Source organism: Ectobacillus sp. JY-23 (assembly GCF_023022965.1).
In the GTDB taxonomy this organism is placed as follows: domain Bacteria; phylum Bacillota; class Bacilli; order Bacillales; family Bacillaceae_G; genus Ectobacillus.
On sequence record NZ_CP095462.1, the window covers coordinates 1,712,827 to 1,730,537 of the forward strand.

Here is a 17,711-nt window from a genome sequence, read left to right on the forward strand (position 1 = left end):
AAAACTAGCCGAGAATATTCTTCTCGACTATGAATAAATCTTTAAATTATCTATGAATTACGAAACAAACACTTTGATTCATAACTAGAAAGTAAGCTCTATAGGAGCCCCAACGTCCCTAACACTTAATTTCTTTTGGTAAAGACTTTCTTGTAACTCAAATCCTATAATGCTTTCTTGCTTTTTAATAAAAGTTTTTATAAAATCTTCCAGAGAGATGTAATGTTCTTCTACATAAACCGCTCCATCAAAAATTATGATCTGGTTAGCTTGCGTATTAACAGCTATGTTAAAAATACACTGGTAATAACGAGTTCTATCAAACCATATCTTCCCTTTTACAAAACCCTCTTCACCATTCATCTCAAAAATATTTTTAAATAAAGAGGGTTTAACCCACGTCTCGTCCTGTCCAATAAGATGCTCATTCTCCAAATCCCATTCCCAGATTATAGAAGAAGTGAAATCATCTAATGAAAGTTCTTCTATAGGCTTACTGTTGGAAATATTCTTTTCCTTTTTTGTATCACAATAGATAACCTTTGGAGCCACAATATTAGGATAAGATATATAATCTGAATAAGCTGTCACTTTATCTACTAAAGGGTATAAGAACAGCTTACACTCATACTCCTTACCCGCGCTGTCCTGTAATGTAAGTTCTAAGTCGACACTGAAAGTACGAATTGATAAATAATCAATCTCTACACTTCCTCTAGTAACTGTAAAATTCTTATTCAATAAAGAAAAGTTTGTTGAGCTAAAACTATAACCTTCATAATAGTAAACCTTTTCTCCTCTAAAAAAGTCCGGTAACTTATTAAGATAAATATCCAAGTATTCCTCAGATTCTAAATTTACAGATGGAATTGGACATATAATATTAAAATTGATTTTACGAGAAGTTGAACTAAGTGAGATATAATTTGCATGGAATTTACATTGCACCTTTGGAATCAATAATTCTTCCCCTTCTAGAATCATTTTAGATGGATGTCTTTTTAGCACTCGTTTGTCCTCTCCCTATAATGTGATTTACATTTCACCTAAAATACCCATGTTTATTCGAGTAATGTACTCCTTTTCTGAAGGCATTCAAATACTGTGGATACTTTTGATCATAAAATTTATAAGTGTTCTTTAGGATTTTGCAATAAGCTTTTGGATTATTCTGCTTCAGATTCTTATAATAATTTGTATTTTGCTTTCTACTTGACTGTGCAAATTTCCTCATTTCTCTATGGAGCTGCTTGTGAACATCAATTGGCACTTGCACAAGTTTCTGTTTAGAGTGTCCTCCAATATATTTAGGAAAAGCATGATGACCATGAGTTTTTACAGTTTTAGCTACAGCCCCGCCAACTCGAGCTCCTAGTTTAAACCTTCCTCCTCCAGCAGTACCTAATGCGGCTCTTTTAGCTACAGTTTTCCAACCTGCACCTGATTTGTAAGCTCTGTATCCATCATAAGCCCCAAATCCTGCATTCACAGCTAGCCAGAAAAAGTGCCCATCTGGGTCAACACCCATAACCGGATTGTTATTTACATACGTATACCCATTCTGCGTAATCGGATCATCCGCGTCACCTGGATCTGGGTCTACCGAAATAAACACACCATGCACCGGATGGTAATACCGTGCCATGAGGTAGTACATGCCGATTTCTTTATCATACATGTATCCCGCATATCCAAACGGACTATCTGCTGCGAAACCTTCTGCACTGCTTGTCAGCACATTGCCCCACGCATCATACGTATATTGTGCCACGACTTTACCAGTGCTGTCTGTCATCGCAATGACATCACCATGTGGGTTGTAGTGATAGTAGAACGTTTGGCCTTGTGTTTTCATCGCGAGACGTACACCGTTCGCATTGTACACGTACTGCCGCAGTACCGCACCGCTTGTATTTGTTTCATACAATACGTTGATGCTGTCGCCGTCATAATGATAACGAGTTGTGATACCATTTACTGTTTTTTCCATAAGGCGACCATCATCGTCATACTTGTAGGTCACGAACGGTGTTGTTTTGCCTGTTTCTATGATGATGAGAGAATATAACAAACACCAATAGCCTGTGCTATTGATGCTTAATTGTCGCAATACACATCCGGTGTCTGCTTTCTTTACCTAATATCACCCACCCTAAAACATAACCTACATGTTTACCTTGGTTTTCATCTATAGTCTTCTTACGTAAGTAAAAACTTCAGAGCCACAGTGTAACGGCCTCTCGAACTTACGTTCTGGAACTTTCATAAATTCAAAAAATTCTTCTCGCTTTTGTGTATAACTGTTGTAGCTTCTTTTAATACTAGCATCGTCAGTAACATCAATAACTTCACCCGCACGCATGTCTAAAGTATTTAAATTTAGCTTTATAGAAAGATGTTTAAAAATCTGCATAGCTTGTGCAAAATTAGATTTAGAGTTACAAACAGCAAATCTTACAGAAATTTCTTGGATTAGCTTTTCATACTCACCACCATTCAACTCAAACTCAATAATACTAGTATTGTCACAGTATTCAAAGTAGCAACCATAAGTATTATGCCCTTGACCATTTGTATAGTTAATGTTCCTTATATTGAGTAATGTATCTCTGACTTTAGAAAATGGGATAAATGCACTCCCTACTGTCTCCCATCCTATTTCTGTTAAATTACACGTATTTCCCGAAACAAAGAGCATAAAGTTATAAGATTCAATACCCATTAGAATCCTCCCGCCTCATATACTTGCTCCCTTAACTTTTTGGGGGTTGTTTTCCATGTTTTCTTTAAGTTACGCCTAGTTATTCGCTTTATAGGTACCTTGGTTATTCCTGCGTATTTTGCAGCACTTGCTCTATGATGACCATCAATAATTACATTTTTACCATTAATTTTATATACTTTGATTGGTGGCCCTACGTATCCATTAACTTTCATATCCTTAGCTATCTTCTGTACTGTCTTTCGAGACATCTCAGCTTTTGTTTGTCTACCTACTAAGCTAAATGGATTAACAAATCGCCTACTTAAGTTGCCTATTTTTCCTGCAATCTTAAATTTACCTCCACCAAGCCCGCCCAAAATTGCAGCACCAGCCACACCTTTCCAACCAGCTCCAGATTTATAGGCTTTATATCCCTCATAAGCTGCAAACCCTGCATTAATAGCTAACCATACCCAATGATGTTAGACTAGAGTATAGACACAGATTATAATAAGAGAGAAATTGCGAATGAGGTGTCTATATGAAACGATATGACGAAGATTTTAAGAAACAAACTGTACAGTACATGGTTTCGGAGGGGAAGAGTGTAGCCCAGGTGGCCCGGGAGCTGAAGATCAGCGTAGATACTCTGCATGGCTGGAAGAAGAAATATGCACAGGAGCCAGAGATCCAGAGCCTTCAGGTGTTTACCTCCGAAGAGTACGAACTGCGGGAAATGAGAAAGCGCATGAAGGATTTGGAGGAAGAGAACGCCATCCTAAAAAAGGCGATGCACTTCTTCGCGAGAGACCATAGGTAAAGTACCAGTTCATCCATGAACACCGCTTCGAGTACCGATTGGAGAAGATGTGCAAGGTGTTACACGTATCTCGGAGTGGATACTACAAGTGGCGCGACAGAGACGAAAGTCAGCGTGACAAGCAGCGCAAAGAATGGACCATACAAGTGAAGGAAGTGTTCCTTCGTTCCCGCCAGCTCTATGGCAGCCCAAAGGTGGCAAAGAAGCTGAATGCAGAAGGAGTTCGTATCTCGCAGCGCACGGTGGCGCGCATTATGAAGGCTGAAGGGTTGAAGTCTCGCACCGTAAAAAAGTACAAAGCGACGACGAACAGTAAGCACAACCATCCTGTACAGGAAAACGTGCTGGATCAGTCGTTTGTCGCGACGAAGCCCAATGAGAAGTGGGTAGCGGACATTACTTACATCCCGACGGATGAGGGATGGCTCTACCTCGCCACGCTCATGGACTTATACTCGCGTAAAATTGTCGGTTGGCACATGAGTGACCGCATGACGAAGGATCTCGTCCTAAAGGCTCTAGAACAGGCCTACATGCGACAAAAACCAAAGGATTCGGTGCTCCATCACAGTGACCGGGGAAGCCAATATGCCTCGCTCGAATACCAGAAGCGTCTGGCGCAGTACAAGATGCAAGGTAGCATGAGCCGTAAGGGCAACTGTTACGATAATGCCTGCATCAAGTCCTTTCACGGGATTCTCAAGCGAGAGCTCGTCTACCAGACGAAGTTTGCGACACGTGAGGAAGCGAAACAACAGCTCTTTGAGTATATAGAAATATTTTACAATAACCAACGTATTCACTCGACCTTGGGGTATCGTTCTCCATCTGAATACGAACGTATGTACTCTAAAAATGCTGCATAATTGTAAAATATCTGTGTCTACTCTCTTTACTTAATATCATATAAAGATGCAACAGCAGAAGGTGAACAGGGTGTATGTAATATCAAAGGGAATGTAAGTTATAAAACTGGGGAAAAGATTTATCATTTACCTGAGGATGCATATTATGATGTAACTGAGATTAATGAAGCATACGGAGAGAAATGGTTTTGTACAGAGGAAGAAGCGGAAGATGCAGGATTCAGGCGAAGTGAGAGGTAAAGGGGTGTCAGTATGTCAAATGATAACAAGAAACAAAAATGGTGGGAAGTTACAGTAGCTGATTTGATTTATGCTGCTATTGTACTATACATTGGGAGATTTATAAATAAAGGCATATTTGCTTTATTAGGTGTTGATTCACCTGTCAGTCTCCCATTAAGCATAATAATAGTCCTTTTACTGTTATGGTCTGTACGCTTGCTTTGTGCAAAGCTTGGAATTATTGATAAAAAAGTAAATCCATATTTAGGTTACAGTATTTTAGTAGCTGTACTTGCATTTTTTGTGTTTATTGGATATTGAGGGGCGTAAATACGCCTCTTTTTTTCGTGTGTGTCGAAAAACTGAATCTTTTGTTCGAAATAAATTTACGCATATATATTGGTAATAGGAAAGAGAAGCATAAAGATATACAATTTACATTCTTAGGGTACACTTTCAGACCAAGGAAAGCGAAGGCCAAAAGCGGTAAATCTTTCACAAGTTTCCTTCCTACCATTAGTAAGGATGCCAAAAAGCATGTCCGAGCAACCGTAAGAGCATGGTATCTATCTCAGCAAACAGAGAAATCAATGCAAAATCTAGCCTATAAGTACAATTCCGCAATTAGAGGTTGGTTAAACTATTATGGAAGATACGGACGAATAGAATTATCGAAAGTATTACAGCATGTAAACTTACACTTAATGTGGTGGATAAGGAGAAAGTTTCTCAAATTCAAAAACAAGACCAAACAAGCATATGCGTTTCTTGAACATATTTCTACCGAATATCCTAATTTATTTGAGCACTGGAAGGTTGGAATGTTACCAAAATGACTGGATAATAAGAGCCGTATGACATGAGAGTGTCACGTACGGTTCCGTGAGAGACTTAGAGTGAAATCCCCTAGGCCTACTCGACTGGGGGGACCAAGAGGAAGAATGATTCACTCGTCAGATCGCGCACTCGATATAGAACTCATCCAAGAAGCAAACAAATAGGGGGCGAAGTTGGCACGTACCCTCAAATATTGGTTATTCCTTACATACAAAATAGAATGGATTCTATTTTGTATGTAAGGAACAACAGGGAAATGCGACAACTATCTTGACAAACACCGGTACCGTGAAGGTGTATTTCGGGCTTACAATGCACAAAGTAAAAGGCCTCTGATGTCAGAGTCCTTTCGTATGTATCTTTGTATTCAGTTCGCAAAGGGTACCCATCTCATTGCTGATTTGGTTCCGGACTGTCTTCTCGCTGATGAACAATTCGCCGGCGATTTCTTTCGTCGTCTTGTCTTGCACAAGCAGCTCGAATACTTCCCTCTCACGTTTCGTAAGTAACGGTTTGGATCCAAAGTCTTTTTCCTTCAATTGTATAACCCTCCTTGCCTGCCCTGAGCCAAATTGGGATTTGGGTATTCATTTAGTCTTTGTATTGTATGAACACATGTGACTCGTGGTGCATACATCACGACAGTTTTTTTGGGAGGGCGAAGAGGATTTCTTCATATTGGATTAAAGCTAAATCGTAACTTTTCAAGCATCACCTACGTTAGTACGATTAGAAAATTAAAACACTGTCTCAAAAGGTCACTTTGCATGTGAAAAAGGACAAAATCGCTCCTTTTTCACACGCACTCTTCTCTTGTTTGGTCATCATACTTTCTCATTCACACATCTTTCAAATTAATTAGTGTCGTTTCTAGATACTCCTGTGGCTTTCAGAAGTAGTAATCTTATTATACTCTTCTCCAATTCTATTCCACGTGGCTGATCCTATAATTCCATCAGGTGTCAGACCAAATTGCTTTTGAAAAGCAATTACAGCACTTTGTGTGCCATTTCCAAAAATACCATCTACTGTAGGTCTAGGTAGAGCTGTATAAATCTTAGAAATTACACTTAGATACTGTTGCATTAATAAAACATTTTCCCCTTGAGAGCCTATACGTAGAAGTATTCCAGGGTATGGCGGATACGTTTCAGACGGAGGAATACTTCCTATTGGGGGCCTAGGGATTTGAATATTTTGATCAATTCCTTTATACACTTTATAAAGCATCTCCCAAACAACAGGACCAACAATACCATCGGGCGTTAAGTTAAATGTTTTTTGAAAGTCTGTAACAGATGTTTTCGTTGTGGTTCTAAATGTTCCATCTCGTATTACAGGAGGTACAGTAGGATAAAACGCTGAGATTGTATTTAAGATAAATTGCAGTTGAGCAACATCGGCACCTTTTGAACCTTCTTTTAAAACCACGTTTGGTGGTGCTTCTCCTATGTCAATCCATTCGCCTTCACTTTGAAGTTCTCCAAGCTTCTTTACTGCTACGTATAAATAGGATATCTTATACCATGTATCTTTACCAATTACCCCATCCTGCGGTAAACCGAAAATACCCTGAAATGTTTTTACCGCTTCAGTAGTGTCACTCCCAAACACTCCGTTGGAATTTAATATTTGCGGAATAAGCGGATAGTTTGCTCGGATTCTATTCAAATATCTTTGCATAGATTGAACAGGGTAACCTTGACTCCCTTCCCGCAAAGGTGTTCCGGGATATGACTCGGTTACGCTAATTATATTAGTAACCTCCACTAATTCAATGTCATCAGGATAGTAATATTTAAGTATTTCAATGGGAGTCATGCCTTCTTCTGCAAGTGGGACTGTCCCCCACTGTGAAAGTCCGCCTGGACAAATTGACGTTGTACCGTTGCAAAATTGTGTGAAAAACGGCTCTTTTCGTCCCTTTCTTCGAACAAAGTTGTTAAATATACCGTCGACAATACTACTTATGTTTTCAAATATATCTCTACCCTCTACAAATGCTTGATCAACACTTGTTGAATTGGATATATCGAACTCGTATCCTCTTGATCTATACCATTCCGTGTATACCCTGTTTAATGTAAAAGTGATTTGAGCATATATATTCGCTTCAATAGCGGATGGAGGCCAGGTTGGATAAATCTCGCTTGACGCTACATTTTTAATATAGTCGATGAATTTAACCCGAACATTTTTTGCTGGTGAATCGGGGCTAGCCAGATGGACTGTAATATACTCAGGAATGGCTACATCACGCAGCACTTTAGGCTTTATTGAAGGAACCGTTTGTTTGCGGTTCACTTGGTTGAGAAGCCCGTGGGATGAAATACTCACTTCCCTTACCAAATTGCTTTTTTCAAATGTTCTTGGTACAGGTGACATGTCTACAGGTAGTGTAGATACTATCGTATCAAATACCTGTACACCACGAACAGCACTCGAAATAAACTTCTCTTTGTTAACTTCAACATCATATGTTGCATAATATGGACCTGGATTGTCGTGTCGCAACGTCTGTACTTTATCTGGCGCATGTAATGGCACTGCTTCAGTATTTCCGTTCTCCCCCGTTTCGAGCTGATAAAGAACCTTCCCACTGCTGTCTCTAATAACAACTTTTGCCACTGGCACAGGTAAAGTGCCGTTGCCGGTACGTACTTCTACTTTTATATATCCCAAGCCCATTATATCCCCCCATATATTGCTTTTTAATATTGAACTTCATAAGTTATTATATTTTGTTGTTAATGTTATTATTTAAAATTGATGTACTTTACTCAACATCTTAGGTTCGTATATAAAAGTTTACGGGACAACCATGTTGGTTGCCCCGTAAACAAAAGCAGTTTATTTCCAGAGATACTTAACCATTAGAATACTGATTGAACGATATAGAAAGTCTCTCTCCTACCACCTAACCGCTACTTACTAGAAGGAACCGATCTATATCGCAACAATTCCGACACCCGTACAAATTGATATCCTTGCTTTTGTAGCGTAGGCAAAATAACCTTTAGGGCTTCGACTGTTTGCGTGCGATCTCCTCCCCCGTCATGTAGCAACACAATATCTCCGTTTCTGGCATGGGAAATGACATGATTGGCAATTACTTGTACACCTGGAGAAGACCAGTCCCTTGTATCCTGATGATAAGACCATAATATAACTGTGTAGCCATGGCGATTTGCTTCTGCGAGCAATGCATTGTCAATATAGCCTCCAGGTGGGCGAAAGAGCTTAGGTTGAGTTGGTTCATATTGTTGTAGTACATGATGAGCATTCAAAAATTCTGTGCGCAAGCGGTCAAATCCGTTTCGATTTTCATAAGGATGCGTCATCGTATGATTGCCAATCTCATGACCAGCCTGAATTACTTGCTGCGTGATGTGGGGATAGCGGTTGACGCGACTACCGATGGTAAAAAATGTGGCATGAGCATTGTATTGACGTAAAAGCGCCAAAATTTGAGGCGTATAAACAGGACTTGGTCCATCATCGAACGTCAGTGCAATGACCTTATTTTGTGTTGGCACCTCCCAGACCACTTTCCCAGTCGGTTCTACCTCCCTTCTTTTAATCATTTCTGCTGAAACGTTTACATTCATTAGCAATAGGCTTACAAAAAGAATACGCAAATATATATATTTCATGGCGGTAAGTACCTTTCTGCCTGATGTCTTATCCATACTGTTCCTGAAAACTCATAATGAAATACTATAATATGATTACCCTATTTGGGATTTAAAGGAACTTTATTATACGGTCACAGAAAGAATAATTCTAAAGGTTAAGCGGACATTAGTAGTAATCAACTATGGAAAGGAAGATTGAATTGAAACGAATAGCTTCTTTATTTGTTATTATATGTGCCACTTTGTCTGTATGGACAGGTCAAGCTTTTGCAGCTGAATCTAAATTTCTTCAAGCAACGAAAGCTGTGGAGCCTCTACATACAGATCAGATTAAGGTAGGAACCACATTGCGATACCACGTTATGGTTCGCTCTAAGGTCTCTCAGGCTTTAGCAAAAGCAAATATAACAGACCGCATTCCGGCTGGTACAGAATATGTACCCGGAAGTATGAAGCTAGATGGCGTACCTCTAACAGACGCTGTCGATCAAGATGCAGGAAGATTAGAGGAAAATCAAATCATCTTTGTAGAACTCGGTTCTCTAAAACCTTTGCAATCGCACAAGCTGACATTTGATGTTACTATTACTAAAAAGCAAAAGATTTCAAATCGAGCTTTTGTGCAACATAGCGGCCCACAAAGCGCAGCAAGAATTGCATATGTGACACCTACTAACGTGGCAGTGGTTGAAGAAGATTACATCGCAAAATAAAAAGAATGTAGTAAAAAAGCCGACACATACAGCGTCGGTTTTTTGTATGCACTCTAATTCAATCCGCAGTTTGCAGCCTTTTCTTTATAAGAGCTACAAATAAAAGAAGCGAGGGGATTATAATTTGAAAAGGAATGTGCAAATAATACGGAACAAATTCGAATCCTATCTTAAGATGCTCTAGAAAGTTTGAAGCCATCGTAAAAGAAATGGTTAAAATGAGTAATCCAATTACTACAGCAACCCGCTTTTGATTTTTCACTTTTAATAAATCAGATATACCAACAACTGCACAATAAAAAAAGACAGAAATCTTAAAGAATCCCAATATCACAATAATGGTAACAACAAATGCACCTAACCTAGTCACAAAATTGGCAATATCTATAAGTGAAACCGATGATAGGATAGGAAAATGAAGCTGCTGTACACTTTTTTCCCCTAAAATCATCACGTGCCAAGCGGATGAGAAGCTTAAATAGATGCCGCTGCATAACAAAGCAAGCCAGCCAACCTTTCGTGCTTGATTGGATTTTTTCAAAAAAGGCAGCAACATTGTAAAAGCTACCATCTCTCCAAACGGTACAGTTACAACTGTTGGAAACAGGCTTTTCATAATGGGTTTCCAATCGTACATTACAATGGGAAGCAGGTTATTGAGATGTGCGAGATGAGTCAATGCTTCTAACAAGATCAGTGTAATCAATATTGTCATGGTAAAAGCAAAACAAAGAGTTGCTAATCGCCCCATCACCTTTAGCCCGTGCATAATGAGATACGTGGTGCTTACAATCATAAAAAGTGCGATAAGAAACAGAGGTGTTTGATTGTATGCTGTTATGATAAGCAAAGATGAAAAATCACGTAGAACACGCGCCGATAAATAAATGAAATACAATACATATAAAACTCCAATTGTCCATCCGATGTATTTCCCCATAATTTTTTGTGCGTAGCTTGTGAGAGGAAGAGTTGGATAGTACTTATACAGTGACGTATACAGGAAATACAGGATACAACCAATGACGGTCCCAAGAAGCACCGTCATCCATCCTTGTTTACCAGCATCTTTACCAACATCGAATAGAAGGGCGCTTCCTAATTCAAATAACATGATGAGGCAAAACAATTGTAATCCATCAATCTTATTTTTGGACATCTTGCATACCCTCCTATATTAATTCATATTCGCTTCTTCTCGAATACCTGCATGCTCTAGAGATACATCAACGACTACCTGTAACTTTGCTTTCTTTTCTAATTCGTACCATTCATTTTTATATTTTTCCCATTGTTGCGGGTGTTGTGTATGCAACGCATAACCAAAAGCAAATACGCCGCTTTCATGCGCTTGGCTTTCCCGTACAGAATCCATAAATTCGTCTCGAATTGTTACTTCTACTTCATGTTCTATTTTTTTTAATGCCTCTGGCTTGCTTAAGTCGTATGCACACGATGCTTCATTAATAAATCCCTTCAATTTTATCCGTGCCGTTATATGAGGGATACCTTGCTTCATTACCACCTGCTTTTTAACTTTAGAGAAGTTGATAGCCAAAGATGCATATGCGTGTTCACCGCAAGGAACTGTAATGTGAGCTGCCTTAAATTGATTGAAAGCTATAACAAGCGATCTTGACTCCTTTTCATCCAACCAATGTACAAGCTTTCCTTTTTTAAATAATCCCATACCTTTCATAATGGGGATAGCAGGCTCTGCTTTTTCTGTATTGTCTTTCTTTTTTGCTTGTTCTTTGTTCTTTGTAAGTTCTATCCCGTTTACTGCTAAATCATCACCAGGACGTGTATATAACATGAGATCATGAACAGTGGCATTGAAATACGAGCCAAGAATATCCTGGGCATTTTTGATTTGATAAAAAAAGGAAACACCCGTTATTGTGTCCAATGGCGTAAGAGATTGTAAAATCTGTTCTGCCGTTGTGTTACGCGCGATGACAACAGAGGTTTTTAGTGGTATCCCTGTATTACGAGACATAAAATCAACCACCTTCAATATATTGTCTCTAGCGGTATTTTCATCAACAACAATCATGGTGGTATGCGAGTAAAATCCTTTTCGCGAAAGCTTCACTGAGGTACTTTTCATTGCTTCAATGAGCGTACGTCCTTCACCGGTATAATTTACGAAGGGCACACCGTCTCCGCCTCCGCCTGTTGTTCCCGCAGCACTTGCTTTGGGCTTCACGACCTGAAGAGTTACACGATATGTATCCTTTTCTACCGCAGGCTTATCAATGCCTATCGCAACTACTAATGCAAGTCTATTTAATTCTGCATAATTGCCACAGCCAGAAAGCAAGAACATACACAAAGCAATTGTGCTTAAGCTGAGAATTGTTTTAACTTTCATCTTCTTCACCACTTAATTGTCCCATACGCATTTTATTTCCTCGTCGACCTGTTGAAGGGCGCTTCCTTAAAAAAGGAATTGGCAAACGCAAAAAAGTATCTTTTTGCTCATCTAGTATAAACGGCGTAACCGGTGTTAAATACGGTACACCGAATGAGCTGATTGTACATATATATGTCCCTAATACTAGCAGAAATAAAACAATCCCATACAAGCCTAAAAAACCAGCTGTAAGCATTGAAAGAAAGCGAAGCAAGCGCGCGGTGATTGTGATATTGTAATATGGAATGGTTAAGCTGGCGATGGCTGTCAGAGATACAACGATGATAGTCGCAGCTGAAACCACACCTGCTTGTACTGCAGTTTGACCCAAAATCAATGCTCCTACAATAGCACCAGCTTGTCCTACAGCTCTTGGCATGCGAATACCGGCTTCTCGAAGCAGCTCGAATGCGATTTCCATCATAAAAGCTTCTACAATGGTAGGAAACGGTACCCCTTCACGTTGGGAAGCAATATTGATTACAAGCGCCGTTGGTAGCATCGCCTGATGTTGTGTTGTAAGAGCAATATAAATGGCAGGTGCTAACATAGCGGCAAAAAAAGCTCCAATTCGAAGAATACGTAGAAGTGAACTAATGTCATAGTGCTGATAATAATCTTCTGGCGACTGGAAAAATTGAAAAAATGTCGCCGGTGCAATCAAAGCAAAGGGAGTGCCATTGATAATAATAGCTACACGTCCTTCTAACAAATTAGCCGTTACTACATCGGGTCTTTCTGTATTTAGAATCGTTGGGAAAAGAGAAAACTTTTTGTCTTGTATAAAAGGTTCTAAGTAGCCTGATTCTAAAATGGCATCTATTGATATAGCTTTTAATCTTTTTTTCACTGCAGAAACCAGCGAAGGTTTAGCGATATCCTGAATATATAAAATGGCCAAATCTGTATGAGTTACCTGACCGATTTGTAAAGCGTCAATGCGTAATTGCGGGTCTGTCATGCGCATACGAATAAGAGCTGTATTGGTCCGCAGTGATTCAGTGAAGCTATCTTTTGGACCGCGAACCAAAGTCTGTGTAGTTGACTCAGCAATGGACCGCCCCTCTACTTTACGAGTTCCTGCTAGCATAGCTTCAGCTACTCCATCTAGGAGGATAATCGTATTTCCTGCTAAAACCGACCGCAGCGTATTATCCCAATTCGTTTCGGTCTTTATATCTGAAATAGCTATCGTATCTTCGTTTAAGTAACGAAACAGCATCGAGAAGCTTAATCTCTCCGTATTTTTAAGAGTTTGAATAGGAGCAATAATGAATTGTTGAATCATTTCCGTATTAGAAATACCATCAATATGAATCACAGCCACCCGATTTTCTCCTACATCAAATCTGCGTAAAATTAAATCTGAACAATTTCCCAAATAAGATTGAATCTCTTCAATATTTTGTTCTAAGTCGTTTAAGAGCGCTTGTTGCCGATGCTGCAAATCTTTCATATCTCAACCTCTTCACCAATAGTTAGGACTTATTATTTCATATGTTTACCAATATTTTTATTATTTGTTGAAATGAGCTGAACTATGTAAGTTACATACCGTTCTCATCATACAAAAGGTATCCTAACAGGTTATACAACCCTTAAGGATACCTTTTATAAATCATTCTAGAGAATCGGTCCCATTGTCTCTTTTAACACATTTACAGAATGTGCAAATTGTTCCTTTTCTTTTTCATTTAAATTGATTTCGACAATTTCACGAACACCTTTGCGATTGATAATCGCAGGAACTCCTACATACACATCATGATGACCATATTCGCCATCCAAATAAACAGAAACAGGAAGTACGCTGTTTTCATTATTTAAGATGGCTTTTGTAATACGTACCAGTGACATACCAATGCCATAATACGTTGCACCTTTGCGTTCGATAATATGGTATGCTGCATCACGTACATCCTCAAAAATCTTCTGCAGACAATCTTTGTTGACATCGCCTCTTCGTTCCATAAATTCATCTAAATGCTCAACGCCAATTGTCGCATGACTCCATACAGGAAGCTCTGTATCACCGTGTTCCCCCACAATAACTGCATGTACATTGCGAGGATCAACCTTAAAGTAATCACCTAGCATAAAGCGTAAACGTGCCGAATCCAAAGTTGTACCTGAACCGATTACTTGTTCCTTTGGTAAACCTGATTCCTTCCATGTCACATAACTCAAGATATCAACTGGATTTGTTGCTACTAGGAAGATTCCTTTGAAGCCGTTATCCATTACATTTTTAATAATTTGTTTGAAAATATTTGTGTTCTTTACAACAAGGTCAAGTCTGGTTTCCCCTGGCTTTTGTGCTAATCCTGCTGTAATAACCACTAAATCTGCTCTGTCACAATCCGCATAAGTACCGCTCCAAACCTTAGTAGGCGCCGGTGCAAATGGGATACCATGATTGAGGTCCATAGCTTCTCCCTCAGCCTTTGCTTCATTCACATCAATTAAGACTAGTTCTTCTACTACACCTTGATTTACCAGTGAATAGGCATAACTACATCCGACTGCTCCTGTTCCAATCAAAACGACGCGATTAATTTTTTTATCCATGAGTCTCGTCTCCTTTTTAAATGAGTCTAGAAATTTTTTAAAAGATAAGCCAACTAATAACACCGATAACAACTAGTAACACTAAACTGTATTTGATTGTAAATTTAAACAGCTCAGATTCTCTTCCTACCAAACCCACTGCCGCACTAGCAACTGCCACGGACTGCGGAGATATCATTTTAGCCATTGTCCCGCCCATTACATTCACTGATACCATTGTTTGAGGTGCCAAACCAATTTGTGCTGCCGTTACAGCTTGTAAAGGTGCAAAAAGCGAACCGCTGTTTACAACAGATCCTGTTAAAAATACACCGATCCACCCTAAAACCGGTGAGAACAATGGAAATGCATCTCCCGTTGAAGCAAATGCCAATCCCAGCGTAGATGACATACCTGAATATGTACAAATATACGCAAATGCCAATACACTACAAATTGTTAAAATAGGGGCTGTGAGCTCACGAATGGTTTCAGTAGCTGTTTCCGTGATTAATCCTCCGCTGCACTTAAATACAATGATGGTTAAAATACACGCCAATACAATAGCTGTCGTTGTAGAAGATAACAAATCCAATTTAAAGATAGCTGCATATGGTGTATCTTCTGCAACAATGGGTGCTTTACGAATGACTTCATTATGCAAATCAAAAATAGGAAACTGAAGGACCAACCGTTCTAATGCACCGCCTGGAAGAAATAATTTTTTAAAAAAGCTTAAATTAAAGATTGTTACAAACAACGTAAGAAATAAAAACGGGAGCCATGCGTACACAATTTGTCCTAGCGAATATGCAGTCTTTTGCTCAGTTAGTTGTACATCATCTTTTTGAATACGATAAATCTCTTTAGGCTTCCAAAAGCGCAGAAACACAGCAAGTGCCACTAAGCTAACAATAGCTGCAAAGACATCAGCAAGCGCTGCTCCTAAAAAGTACAGCACTATAAATTGTGTGACAGCAAAAGAGACGCCAGCTATCAATACAGCTGGAAAAGTCTGACGGAGTCCTTTGAGGCCATCGACGATAAAGATAAGCAAAAATGCGATAAAAATACTGAGGGCTGGGAGAACTAACGCTGTATATCTTCCAACTTCCAGCCCGTCCAGTCCCGTGAGCTGCGCAGGTACGGTTACTGGAATCCCCATCGCTCCGAAAGCACCACCAGCAATATTAGCAATTAAACAAAGCCCGGCAGCTTTAAGAGGAGTAAAGCCCATCCCCACTAAAATAGCAGCTGTGATAGCGACAGGAGCACCGAATCCAGCTGCACCTTCTAAAAATGCACCAAACGAAAACGCTACTAAAATGACTTGTAGGCGTTGATCTTCTGTAATAGAGGCAATGCTGTTTCGGATTACATTAAACTGACCTGTTTTGTTTGTAAGCTTGTATAAAAAAATCGCTGCTAATACAATGGAAGCAACCGGCCATAGACCTGCCATGATACCATAAAATGCGGCCGCTATGACTTTTAATCCCGGCATGTTGTATACCGATATGGCGACAATTCCGGCGACGACAATACTCAAAAATCCCGCAATATATCCTTTTAACTTTAATATCGTTAGAGCCAAGATAAAGAATAAAATAGGTATAGCCGCTATCACAGCAGAAATCCATATATTATCTACTGGATTATAAACCTGTTCCCAAATCCGCAATCATATCATCTCCGTTCTTTTGTAATATGTTCACCCTTCACCTGAGACTTTTAGCAGATGAGGCTCTGCGCGTAGTTTGTGCGCAATGGATTATGAATATACAAAAAAGAGGAGACATTCATTGTCGTAGTGCACTCTGTAATCGAATTGTGGCGGACTATAGTTTTCCTATGAAATGTATATTACTATCATATGTACCACACTATAAATGAAAGGTTGATTATCTGCCCTCTTATCCTTAAATAAAGGAGAAAAGAAATGAAAAAGAACATGCTTCTATTGTTCAGTTTGTTATTGTTTATATTTCACACAACTACCGCTCATGCAACAGAAAGTGAGCCACGTAACATTTATACAGTAAAACAGGGAGATTCTTTAGCACAGGTGGCACATCAATATCACACTTCTGTAGAAATAGTAAAAGCAATAAATGGCCTACAATCAGACTCTCTAGTACCCGGTCAGAAGCTATGGGTGCCAGTCATGCATATCACTACTGTTGAAGATACGTTGGAATCTCTCTCATCTATGTATCATATTTCACCAACAACAATTAAAGCAGTAAATGGTCTCTCTTCAAACCAATTGTATATCGGTCAAAAATTAAAAATTATCCCTGCAAACATGACCATGCAAGGACAGCACATTCTTATGACAAAGGAAGAATTTAAGAATTGGTTATGGCATCATAGATTTAATAGAAGAGTACGTATCATTCAGCAGCATCATACGTGGATTCCCTCTTACCAGCATTTTAATGGAAGCAATCATTTTAGATTGTTGCAAGGAATGGAGAATTATCATATTAAAAGAAACGGCTGGAAAAACATTGCGCAGCATATTACCACCTTCCCAGACGGCAAAATCGCAGTGTCCAGGTCTTTCAATATAGATCCGGAAGGCTCAATCGGAGCACAAGCCAATGCGGGCGGGCTGGCGATTGAAAATGTTGGGAATTTCGATGTTGACTATGATGTAATGAGTACAGCACAAAAAGAAACAATCATCTATATCACTGCTTTACTGTGTATCAAATTTGGGTTGACTCCTTCCGTTGAAAGTATTACCTACCATCATTGGTGGGATTATGATACAGGAGAACGGGTATTAGACAACACAAAAGATCATGAGGTAAAAACGTGTCCTGGTACGAATTTTTTTGGTGGTAACTCCACCAGACATGCCTTACAAAACTTTTACCCTCTTGTTTCAAACAAGATGCAGGAATTAATCCGTTCTAATGAATAATCTGATGTAGCAGCGTTTAGAT

General features: G+C 39.3%; 15 protein-coding genes and 2 pseudogenes. 5 read left to right on the forward strand and 12 right to left on the reverse strand.

Annotated features, from left to right (window positions below; genetic code table 11):
• Window positions 1-84: 84 nt before the first annotated feature.
• The 4 genes and pseudogenes from MUG87_RS08935 to MUG87_RS08950 form a co-directional block, all read right to left on the reverse strand.
• A complete protein-coding gene (locus MUG87_RS08935) occupies window positions 85-1,008 on the reverse strand; it encodes a hypothetical protein (protein ID WP_247087114.1) in 924 nt (307 codons plus the stop codon).
• 34 nt (window positions 1,009-1,042) lie between these two features.
• Window positions 1,043-2,059 (reverse strand): annotated as a pseudogene (locus MUG87_RS08940) (RHS repeat domain-containing protein); the annotation flags it as partial.
• 129 nt (window positions 2,060-2,188) lie between these two features.
• A complete protein-coding gene (locus MUG87_RS08945; RefSeq protein ID WP_247087115.1) occupies window positions 2,189-2,722 on the reverse strand; it encodes a hypothetical protein in 534 nt (177 codons plus the stop codon).
• Window positions 2,722-3,099 (reverse strand): ParB/RepB/Spo0J family partition protein, encoded by a 378-nt coding sequence (locus MUG87_RS08950; protein ID WP_247087116.1) that lies wholly within the window; start codon window positions 3,097-3,099, stop codon window positions 2,722-2,724. The genes MUG87_RS08945 and MUG87_RS08950 overlap by 1 nt, the downstream gene beginning before the upstream one ends.
• Before the next feature lie 146 nt (window positions 3,100-3,245).
• On the opposite strand from MUG87_RS08950, the pseudogene MUG87_RS08955 reads away from it, so the two are divergent.
• The 3 genes and pseudogenes from MUG87_RS08955 (at window position 3,246) to MUG87_RS19695 (ending at window position 5,448) form a co-directional block, all read left to right on the forward strand.
• Window positions 3,246-4,390 (forward strand): annotated as a pseudogene (locus tag MUG87_RS08955) (IS3 family transposase).
• Window positions 4,391-4,642: 252 nt separating this feature from the next.
• Window positions 4,643-4,933, forward strand: coding sequence for a hypothetical protein (locus tag MUG87_RS08960; protein ID WP_247087117.1), 291 nt, complete (start codon window positions 4,643-4,645; stop codon window positions 4,931-4,933).
• A gap of 26 nt (window positions 4,934-4,959) precedes the next feature.
• A complete protein-coding gene (locus tag MUG87_RS19695) occupies window positions 4,960-5,448 on the forward strand; it encodes a group II intron maturase-specific domain-containing protein (RefSeq protein ID WP_368042570.1) in 489 nt (162 codons plus the stop codon).
• Window positions 5,449-5,787: 339 nt separating this feature from the next.
• Here MUG87_RS19695 and MUG87_RS08965 read toward each other — a convergent pair whose 3' ends face one another.
• The 3 genes from MUG87_RS08965 to MUG87_RS08975 all read right to left on the reverse strand — a co-directional run bounded on the left by MUG87_RS08965 (window position 5,788) and on the right by MUG87_RS08975 (window position 9,102).
• Window positions 5,788-5,988, reverse strand: coding sequence for a LuxR C-terminal-related transcriptional regulator (locus tag MUG87_RS08965; RefSeq protein ID WP_247087118.1), 201 nt, complete (start codon window positions 5,986-5,988; stop codon window positions 5,788-5,790).
• Window positions 5,989-6,319: 331 nt separating this feature from the next.
• Window positions 6,320-8,137, reverse strand: a complete 1,818-nt coding sequence (locus MUG87_RS08970; protein ID WP_247087119.1) for a peptidoglycan-binding protein — start codon at window positions 8,135-8,137, stop codon at window positions 6,320-6,322.
• A gap of 236 nt (window positions 8,138-8,373) precedes the next feature.
• Window positions 8,374-9,102: a polysaccharide deacetylase family protein gene (locus tag MUG87_RS08975; protein ID WP_247087120.1), complete on the reverse strand. Its 729-nt coding sequence runs from the start codon at window positions 9,100-9,102 to the stop codon at window positions 8,374-8,376.
• A gap of 182 nt (window positions 9,103-9,284) precedes the next feature.
• Here MUG87_RS08975 and MUG87_RS08980 point away from each other — a divergent pair, with 182 nt between their 5' ends.
• Window positions 9,285-9,797: a hypothetical protein gene (locus MUG87_RS08980; protein WP_247087121.1), complete on the forward strand. Its 513-nt coding sequence runs from the start codon at window positions 9,285-9,287 to the stop codon at window positions 9,795-9,797.
• 58 nt (window positions 9,798-9,855) lie between these two features.
• Here MUG87_RS08980 and MUG87_RS08985 read toward each other — a convergent pair whose 3' ends face one another.
• From MUG87_RS08985 to MUG87_RS09005, 5 genes are all read right to left on the reverse strand, one after another.
• Complete coding sequence (locus tag MUG87_RS08985) at window positions 9,856-10,956, reverse strand: GerAB/ArcD/ProY family transporter (RefSeq protein WP_247087122.1); 1,101 nt, start codon at window positions 10,954-10,956, stop codon at window positions 9,856-9,858.
• An 18-nt stretch (window positions 10,957-10,974) separates the two neighbouring features.
• The gene (locus tag MUG87_RS08990; RefSeq protein ID WP_247087123.1) at window positions 10,975-12,171 is read right to left on the reverse strand and encodes a Ger(x)C family spore germination protein; all 1,197 of its coding nucleotides are present in this window, start codon (window positions 12,169-12,171) and stop codon (window positions 10,975-10,977) included.
• Window positions 12,161-13,669: a spore germination protein gene (locus MUG87_RS08995; RefSeq protein ID WP_247087124.1), complete on the reverse strand. Its 1,509-nt coding sequence runs from the start codon at window positions 13,667-13,669 to the stop codon at window positions 12,161-12,163. Before MUG87_RS08995 ends, MUG87_RS08990 begins: the two co-directional genes overlap by 11 nt.
• Window positions 13,670-13,836: 167 nt before the next feature.
• The gene (locus tag MUG87_RS09000) at window positions 13,837-14,781 is read right to left on the reverse strand and encodes an L-lactate dehydrogenase (RefSeq protein ID WP_247087125.1); all 945 of its coding nucleotides are present in this window, start codon (window positions 14,779-14,781) and stop codon (window positions 13,837-13,839) included.
• A gap of 37 nt (window positions 14,782-14,818) precedes the next feature.
• Window positions 14,819-16,441, reverse strand: a complete 1,623-nt coding sequence (locus tag MUG87_RS09005) for a lactate permease LctP family transporter (protein ID WP_247087126.1) — start codon at window positions 16,439-16,441, stop codon at window positions 14,819-14,821.
• A 258-nt stretch (window positions 16,442-16,699) separates the two neighbouring features.
• On the opposite strand from MUG87_RS09005, the gene MUG87_RS09010 reads away from it, so the two are divergent.
• Window positions 16,700-17,689: a LysM peptidoglycan-binding domain-containing protein gene (locus MUG87_RS09010; RefSeq protein ID WP_247087127.1), complete on the forward strand. Its 990-nt coding sequence runs from the start codon at window positions 16,700-16,702 to the stop codon at window positions 17,687-17,689.
• Window positions 17,690-17,711: the final 22 nt, after the last annotated feature.

What these genes read in the sequence shown, in the direction of transcription:
- MUG87_RS09010 (WP_247087127.1), top strand. Translation starts at nt 16,700, where the DNA reads ATGAAAAAGAACATGCTTCTATTGTTCAGTTTGTTATTGTTTATATTT.
- MUG87_RS09000 (WP_247087125.1), bottom strand. Translation starts at nt 14,781, where the DNA reads ATGGATAAAAAAATTAATCGCGTCGTTTTGATTGGAACAGGAGCAGTC.
- MUG87_RS08960 (WP_247087117.1), top strand. Translation starts at nt 4,643, where the DNA reads ATGTCAAATGATAACAAGAAACAAAAATGGTGGGAAGTTACAGTAGCT.
- MUG87_RS08970 (WP_247087119.1), bottom strand. Translation starts at nt 8,137, where the DNA reads ATGGGCTTGGGATATATAAAAGTAGAAGTACGTACCGGCAACGGCACT.
- MUG87_RS08945 (WP_247087115.1), bottom strand. Translation starts at nt 2,722, where the DNA reads ATGGGTATTGAATCTTATAACTTTATGCTCTTTGTTTCGGGAAATACG.
- MUG87_RS08995 (WP_247087124.1), bottom strand. Translation starts at nt 13,669, where the DNA reads ATGAAAGATTTGCAGCATCGGCAACAAGCGCTCTTAAACGACTTAGAA.
- MUG87_RS08975 (WP_247087120.1), bottom strand. Translation starts at nt 9,102, where the DNA reads ATGAAATATATATATTTGCGTATTCTTTTTGTAAGCCTATTGCTAATG.
- MUG87_RS08990 (WP_247087123.1), bottom strand. Translation starts at nt 12,171, where the DNA reads ATGAAAGTTAAAACAATTCTCAGCTTAAGCACAATTGCTTTGTGTATG.
- MUG87_RS08985 (WP_247087122.1), bottom strand. Translation starts at nt 10,956, where the DNA reads ATGTCCAAAAATAAGATTGATGGATTACAATTGTTTTGCCTCATCATG.